The organism is Vibrio thalassae (assembly GCF_900089835.1).
Lineage (GTDB): Bacteria > Pseudomonadota > Gammaproteobacteria > Enterobacterales > Vibrionaceae > Vibrio > Vibrio thalassae.
Map to the genome: position 1 here is coordinate 1 of NZ_OANU01000175.1, position 1,529 is coordinate 1,529.

Sequence of the window (1,529 nt, forward strand, 5' to 3'; positions counted from 1 at the left end):
GTGACCCCAGTTCAACGCCATAATGGAGAGGATAGTACCATCTTAGCTAAGCGCAAAGAGCTTTATAAACAAGCGAGAGCAGCCAACCCACAGCGGTGGTCAAACGAATCTAGAAACTGGGATGAAGTTGGTGAAGTTAAGCTAAATCCTGAAAGGCAGAAAGAAGCTGCTTAAAAAATTAAAGGCGACAACTACCTTGAAAAACGCCGAGAGCATGCTATTGAGTACGTGTTCTTTTTCTTACTGACTTTGGCTGAATTAGATTGGCAAGAATGGCAACTAATACGCATTGCAGTATTCACCTTACATTGTGGGCAGTAGACGTAATACCCATACTTTCCATACCTCGGCTCGGTCTGAGGGCTTTGACACTTCTTACAATTAAAACCATGCCTTATTTGTGGAACTTTGGCCTCTTCAATTGTTTCTTGAGCTGGAAGCAAGTCTACCTTTTCAGTTTCGCTCAATTCTGCGATATGTACTTTGGGAGCCGGAGAAGACGTAGGCACATGTTGTTCGTTTAGAAAGTGAACTAGGCGGTACAGTTCATCACGATTAAACGTAGGATTCGGATTTAGTATTGAACCTACGCGGTGCTTTTTGATGAGACTCTTAACGCTGCTACCAATAGATTCGGCTTTAATGAGCTTCTTCGATATATCTTTAGGGATAGAAGTTCGATCGATTAGAGCGTCATTGGACGCGGCACAGAGTTGATCCCAACAGCGACCACCAAAGTACCCTTGTAAAAATGCAATTCGGTCTAATAACGACTTAGCGTTGTCATTTAAAAGTGCTTTCAATAGTTTGGTTTGCAACTTAGCTTGCTCGATAGGTGAGGGCATTCCTGTCCATTTCCCTCTTACGGTTCGGCTCCATTCGAGTTGATTGTTGACCTTAACCTCACCGCGAATCGATTTCGACTCAATAATGATAAATCCTTTGTTATAAAGGACTAAGTGATCGATCTGAGCTGTTTCATTTTTAAACTGTATGCGTAGGTCATTGATAATGAAGATGTCATTTGCATCTCCAAACTCTCTGCGTAAGTAAAACGCGACATCCTGCTCTACTTTTGCGCCAGCTTTCTGTTGAAGACTGTTGTCGATTTTTGAATCTCTATCCTTAGTAATCATTCTTTATTCCTGCTTTTTTATAAAAGCAGTTTACCATGCAGTCTTATTCATATTGATGGTGTGTATATTTTTGAGACCTATGTTCTTTTTCGAACACTGTTATTGATGAAAATTGTGAAATATCTCTTTTCGAAAGCTCGAAGTAGAGAGTGGGAACCCTGCAACTCGCTGTTTAATAATGTGTTTGTTGAACGAAGCCGCTGCGCGGCAGAGTAAAGCACATAAACGCCATACTTCTGATACCCCATCACCCGATGGGATAGACAGGAGTAAATACCATGACACCCAATGAACTCAATCGCTATCATTCTCTTTATGAACAACACCTTACCAATCTTAAGCTGCAAGGTAAACGACCTGCTACCATTGATGCCTATTCCCGTGCCGTTCGTC

General features: G+C 41.7%; 1 protein-coding gene and 1 pseudogene. One reads left to right on the forward strand and one right to left on the reverse strand.

Going from position 1 to position 1,529, the window contains the following annotated elements:
• Positions 1–191: 191 nt before the first annotated feature.
• On the reverse strand, positions 192–1,136 hold the full coding sequence (locus VTH8203_RS23385; RefSeq protein WP_096995753.1) for a nuclease-related domain-containing protein: 945 nt from the start codon (positions 1,134–1,136) through the stop codon (positions 192–194).
• 278 nt (positions 1,137–1,414) lie between these two features.
• Here VTH8203_RS23385 and VTH8203_RS25305 point away from each other — a divergent pair.
• Positions 1,415–1,529, forward strand: a pseudogene (locus VTH8203_RS25305) (integrase); the annotation flags it as partial.